At 67.7% G+C, this 5,399-nt stretch carries 9 protein-coding genes; 4 read left to right on the top strand and 5 right to left on the bottom strand.

The genetic code is table 11. The features are described 5' to 3' along the window. Positions 1–714 (top strand): alpha/beta hydrolase (locus tag ACIPIA_RS09655; RefSeq protein ID WP_400508935.1); only part of this gene is annotated, 714 nt, incomplete at its 5' end. Here the strand turns inward: ACIPIA_RS09655 and ACIPIA_RS09650 are convergent. From ACIPIA_RS09650 to ACIPIA_RS09630, 5 genes are all read right to left on the bottom strand, one after another. Continuing rightward, positions 715–1,563 (bottom strand): tetratricopeptide repeat protein, encoded by an 849-nt coding sequence (locus ACIPIA_RS09650; RefSeq protein WP_400508933.1) that lies wholly within the window; start codon positions 1,561–1,563, stop codon positions 715–717. Between the two features lie 241 nt (positions 1,564–1,804). Beyond that, a complete protein-coding gene (rpsU, locus tag ACIPIA_RS09645; RefSeq protein WP_400508932.1) occupies positions 1,805–2,038 on the bottom strand; it encodes a 30S ribosomal protein S21 in 234 nt (77 codons plus the stop codon). 166 nt (positions 2,039–2,204) lie between these two features. Next, complete coding sequence (locus tag ACIPIA_RS09640) at positions 2,205–3,305, bottom strand: 5-(carboxyamino)imidazole ribonucleotide synthase (RefSeq protein WP_400508930.1); 1,101 nt, start codon at positions 3,303–3,305, stop codon at positions 2,205–2,207. Next, entirely contained in the window at positions 3,302–3,802 is a 501-nt protein-coding gene (gene purE / locus ACIPIA_RS09635) for a 5-(carboxyamino)imidazole ribonucleotide mutase (protein WP_400508928.1), read from the bottom strand. The genes ACIPIA_RS09640 and purE overlap by 4 nt, the downstream gene beginning before the upstream one ends. A 102-nt stretch (positions 3,803–3,904) precedes the next feature. After that, a complete protein-coding gene (locus ACIPIA_RS09630) occupies positions 3,905–4,123 on the bottom strand; it encodes a YdcH family protein (protein WP_400508926.1) in 219 nt (72 codons plus the stop codon). Between the two features lie 229 nt (positions 4,124–4,352). Here ACIPIA_RS09630 and ACIPIA_RS09625 point away from each other — a divergent pair, with 229 nt between their 5' ends. From ACIPIA_RS09625 to ACIPIA_RS09615, 3 genes are all read left to right on the top strand, one after another. Beyond that, positions 4,353–4,541: a YdcH family protein gene (locus tag ACIPIA_RS09625; protein WP_400508924.1), complete on the top strand. Its 189-nt coding sequence runs from the start codon at positions 4,353–4,355 to the stop codon at positions 4,539–4,541. A 184-nt stretch (positions 4,542–4,725) separates the two neighbouring features. Continuing rightward, on the top strand, positions 4,726–4,986 hold the full coding sequence (locus ACIPIA_RS09620) for a GlsB/YeaQ/YmgE family stress response membrane protein (RefSeq protein ID WP_400508922.1): 261 nt from the start codon (positions 4,726–4,728) through the stop codon (positions 4,984–4,986). A 34-nt stretch (positions 4,987–5,020) separates the two neighbouring features. Further along, positions 5,021–5,399 (top strand): YidB family protein (locus ACIPIA_RS09615; RefSeq protein WP_400508920.1); only part of this gene is annotated, 379 nt, incomplete at its 3' end.

Below are 5,399 nucleotides of genomic sequence, written 5' to 3'. Positions count from 1 at the left end.
ACCGCCGATGGCGAGAGGCTCGTCGCCTGGATCGTGCCACCGCGGGCGGACAAGCCGGTCCTGCTCTATTTCCACGGCAATGCCGGCAATCTGGCGCGGGCCGGCCGCACGGGCCGCTTCCGGGCGCTGACGGAAGACGGCACCGGCCTCTTCGCGGTCAGCTACCGCGGCTATGGCGGCTCGACCGGCAGCCCGAGCGAGGACGGCCTGCTGCAGGATGCCCGGGCCGCCTATGGCGCGGCTGCAGACCGCTTCGGCGCCGGACGGCTGATCGGGTACGGCGAGTCGCTGGGCACCGGCGTGGCGCTGAAACTGGCGGCGGAGGTGCCGTTGCGGGCGGTCATCCTCGAGGCGCCCTACCTCTCGACCGCCGCGGTCGCGCAGGGCGTCTATCCCTACGTGCCGGTCTGGCTGCTGATGAAGGACCGGTTCCGCTCGGACGAGGTCATCGGCCGGGTCAAGGTGCCGCTGCTGGTGATGCATGGCGAGCGCGACCAGGTGATCCCCTTCGCGCAGGGCAGGGCGCTCTTCGAGCTGGCGAACCCGCCAAAGCGCTTCCTGCGCTTTCCTGCGGGGCGCCACGAGGATCTGCCGGAGCACGGCTCGCTTGCCGAGGTGCGGCGCTTCCTGGGCGATGTCGTTGGCGGGACGATTGCCGGGGCCGAGAGCCGCACGGTCGGCGAGCCGGCCGTGAAGGCCGGCTCGATGCCCTGATCAGCTGCGGAAGAAGCCGCCACCGCCGAGGCGGGACTGGCCGGCCCGGGCCTGTGCGTTGTTGCCGTCGAGGCCGAGCGCCCGCTGATAGGCTTCCGAGGCTTCGGTCTTCTTGCCGAGCTTCTCGAAGGCGAAGCCACGCCCGGCCCAGGCATCGGCGTTGCGGTTGTCGACGTTGAGCGCCGCGGTGAAGTCCTCCAGCGCCGCATCGTATTTGCCGAGCGCGTTGAGGCTCTGGCCACGGGCGATATAGGGCGGGGCCGTGTAGGGGTTCCGGTCGATCACCGAATCGAAATCGGTGACCGCATGCTGGTGCTGGCCTTCCTTCTGGTAGACGAGCCCGCGAGCGTGGAAGGCCTCCGCCGCTTCAGGGTTGAGGCGAATCGCGGTGTTGAGATCGGCGATGGCCTGCTGGCTGTTGCCCTGCTGGCGCAGCAGGTTGGCGCGGGCAACATAGGCCGGGGCGTAATTCGCATTCGCCGTCGTCGCGCGGTTGAAGTCGGCGAGCGCGGCGTCGTTGCGGCCGCTCTGGCGCAGGGCGAGGCCGCGATTGGTGTAGGCGGAGGCGAGATTGGGGTCGAGCTGGACCGCCTTGGTGAAGTCCGAGATCGCGTCCGAAAAGCGGCCGACGCGGGCATAGGCGGCGCCGCGCGTATTATAGGCGCCGGGATCGTTGGGATTGCGGCTGATGACTTCGGTCAGCGAGCCGATATTGACGCTGGCGTCGGCGGTATCACGGGTGTCGAGCTCGGCGACGGTGGCCTGTGAGGAGATGCCGGAGACGGTGTCGCATCCTGCGAGCGCGAGCGCCATGCCGGCTGCGGCCAGCCAATATCTGCCTCGGATCATGCTCTGCCTCTTTGGTTCCGTGCTTCGCCTGCCGCCGACCCTTCTGAAGGAAGGCTCATCCGGCATAGGGCCGGTCGCGGCGTCTCTGCGCTCCCCAGCCGACAGCGCCTCGCGCAAGAGAACGCCTGAAACCCGCCAAAACTTGGTTAACATGGCCAAAAAGCAAGAGCGCCCGGAGCGGGCTCCAGGCGCGACTCGCTATCGGCCCTGTCGAGGCAGTCCGAAAACTGCCTGGAGCGGATCAGGGGCGCTTCGGCTTGACCGGCGCGGGCAGCAGGCCTTCGCGCTGGAGCTTCTTGCGCTGCAGCTTGCGGGCGCGGCGCACGGCCTCGGCCTGCTCGCGCGCCTTCTTCTCGGAAGGCTTCTCGTAGTGACCGCGGAGCTTCATCTCACGGAAGATACCTTCGCGCTGCATCTTCTTCTTGAGAGCGCGGAGAGCCTGGTCGACATTGTTGTCGCGAACGAGAACCTGCACGTGAAACGTCCGTCCTTAGCGGTTGATCCAAGAATGAGGGCCGGCGATATGCAGGGCACATCGCTCGAAGGTTCGTGCCGATAGCAGAATTCATTTGGGCTGTCCACGCTGCAAACCCGCGAAATCGGGGTTTGCAGCGGTTTCAGACCGGGATTGCGCCCAGCGCCTAGGCGCCCTCCGCCAGCACGCGGGTGACATGGCCCATCTTCCGGCCCGGGCGAGCGTCGCGCTTGCCGTAGAGATGCAGGTGGGCGCCCGGCTCCGACAGGATCTCGCGCCAGCGCAGCGCGGCGTCCCCGATCAGGTTTTCCATCTCGACGCGGCCGCGGCGGGTCGTGGCGCCAAGCGGAAAGCCGCAGACGGCGCGGACATGCTGGTGGAACTGCGATGTCAGCGCGCCCTCGCTGGTCCAGTGCCCGGAATTGTGAACGCGCGGGGCGATCTCGTTGACCACGACACGCTCGATGCCGCTCTCTTCGAGCACGAACATCTCGACGGCGAAGACGCCGACATAACCCAGGGCCTCGCCGATGCGACGGGCGGCGTCGATGGCGGCATCCGAAGCTGCGGTCGACAGGTTCGCCGGGATATGGGTAAAGGCGAGAATGTGGTCGCGATGCTCGTTCTCGCAGACGTCGAAGGCGGCGAAGGAGCCGTCGAGGCCGCGAGCGGCAACGACCGACACTTCGCGAACGAACGGCACGAAGCCTTCGAGGATAGCGGGGAAACGGCCGATCGCCTCATGCGCCTCGGCGAGGTCGCTGCCAGGCGCGATCTTGACCTGGCCCTTGCCGTCATAGCCGAAGCGCCGGGTCTTGAGCACCGAGGGGCGCCCGAGCTCCGCGACAGCGGTCTCGAGGTCAGCGAGCGAATCGACGGCGCGGAAAGGCGCGACCGGCAGGCCGAGGCCGGAGACGAAACTCTTCTCGCTCAGCCGGTCCTGCGTTACCGCCAGGGCGCGGGCGCCGGGATGAAGGGGCGCCCGGCCGGCGAGGAAGGCCGCGGTGGCGGCCGGCACGTTCTCGAACTCGTAGGTCACGACGTCGACGGCGGCGGCGAAGGCTGCGAGCGCGGCCTCGTCCTCATATTCCGCGATCGTGTGGCGGGCGGCCACATCGAAGGCCGGGCTGTCGGTCTCGGGCGCGAAGATGTGGCTGCGGATGCCGAGATCGGCGGCCGCCAGTGCCATCATGCGGGCGAGCTGGCCACCACCGAGGATGCCCAGCATGGCGCCGGGGGCAAGGCCGGTGGGAACGGGCGGGCTCATGCGTCCTCGCGATTGGGGCGCTCGGCGATCCCGGCGCTCTGGCGCGCGCGGTAGGCGTCGAGCCGTTCCGCCAGCTTGGCGTCCGAAAGCGCCAGCACTGCGGCGGCCAGGAGGGCGGCGTTGACCGCGCCGGCCCGGCCGATGGCGAGCGTGCCGACCGGTATGCCGGCGGGCATCTGCACGATGGAGAGCAGGCTGTCCTGCCCCGACAAGGCCTTGGATTCGACGGGGACGCCGAAGACGGGCAGCGGCGTCAGCGATGCGGTCATGCCGGGCAGGTGGGCGGCGCCGCCGGCGCCGGCGATGACGACCTTGAAGCCTTCAGCCCTGGCGCCCCTGGCAAAATCGAACAGGCGCTCCGGAGTGCGGTGGGCGGAGACGATACGGGCGTCATAGGGAATGGCGAGCGCTTCAAGCGCTTCGGCCGCATGGCGCATCGTCGCCCAGTCGGACTGGCTGCCCATGATGATGGCGACGGGGGGAGTGGTCTCGGCCATTGGGCTGCGCTCGCGCTCCGCTTCGGGAAGCGCGCGATCTAGACCGGCGGGTGCCTTCTAAGCAAGGGCGAATCGGGCACAAACCCCGCGAAAGACGCAGCGTCAGGCGATGATGTCGGGAGTCAGCACGTCCTCGATCTGGGCGATGCGGTCCTTCAGGTAGAGTTTGCGCTTCTTCAGCCGCTGCACCTGGACCTGATTGATCGATCCGACGCGCTCCAGCGCGTCGATGGCGCTGTCGAGATCGCGGTGCTCCTCGCGCAGCCGCGCCAGCTCCGCGGTGAAGGTCTCGACCTCTTCCGGGCTGAGCTCGAATCCCATGACCATCTCATCATCGCCGTTATTGGGCGTGACTATGCCTTCGCCGCTGCACGCCCGGCAAGAGCGTCGGCAGCGGCGCATGGATCGGAGGGCCGTCCTATTCACGGCTTTCCGGGAACGAGCCGGTGACGATCACAGAATCTCATGAATGTCGTGTGACATCACAGGGAAGACGCGAAGCCGGCTCTATGTCAGATTGAGGCGTCAACCGCTCATCAGGAGACTCCAGATGTCGTTGCAAACCCGTCTTGCGGAACTCGAGCGCAAGCATCGTCAGCTCGAAGACACGATCGCCCAGGCTATGGCGAGCCCGTCCTCGAGTGATCTCAGCGTTGCCGAGCTGAAGCGGAAGAAGTTGCAACTGAAGGATGAGATCGAGCGCGTAAGGCAGACGATGCCGGCGCGCACCCTCCACTGAGGCGAATACGGGGCCGGACGGCCCGCCTGGAATTCAACGATGCGGACAACCGGCCCCCGAAAGGGGCCGGTTTTTTGTTGCCTGGCGGACCGGGCGGGAGCGGTTCATGCTGCCGTCATCGCGGCCTGGAACTTTGCGCGATAGCTGCGTGTTGATGTGCCGCGTTTCAACAGGGAGGGATAGCATGGGCATCATCTGGACCATCATCATCGGCTTCCTCGCCGGTGTCGTCGCGAAGTTCATCATGCCGGGTTCGAACGAGCCGTCGGGCTTCATCCTGACCACCATTCTCGGCATCGTCGGCGCCTTCGTCGCGACCTATCTCGGCCAGTCGCTCGGCTGGTACGCCCCGGGCGAAGGGGCAGGGCTGATCGGCGCTGTCGTCGGCGCCATCGTCGTCCTGGTGATCTGGGGCGCAATTTCCGGCCGCAATCGCGCGGCCTGAACCGGAATTCCTTCAACGCAGAGGAGTGAATGCCGTGAGTGACGACAACAGCAGCAGTGGCTTTCCGTCTCTGACCGCCCTGCTCGGGCTTCTCGCCGTCGCGGGCTACCAGAACCGCGACAAGATCACCGAATGGCTCGGCGGAGGCGGCCAGGCCCAGCCCGGCCAGGCTGCTCCCCCGGCATCCCAGCCGGGCCAGGCGCAGGCGATGCCGCAGGAAGGCGGTGGCATCCTCGGCAGCCTCGGCGGGCTGCTCGGAGCCGGCGGCGCCGGAGCGATGCTCAACAACGGCCTCGGCGAACTGGTCGACCGCTTCAACCAGGCGGGGCAGGGCCAGAAGGCCGATTCCTGGGTGCGCCCGGGGCCGAACGAGGATGTCGCGCCGAATGAACTGGAGCAGGCGCTCGGACCGC

The sequence above is a fragment of the Allobosea sp. CER48 genome (assembly GCF_044752385.1).
GTDB lineage: Bacteria > Pseudomonadota > Alphaproteobacteria > Rhizobiales > Beijerinckiaceae > Allobosea.
The sequence above is the reverse complement of the archived record's forward strand: the minus strand, read 5'-3'. Positions and strand labels throughout refer to the sequence as shown.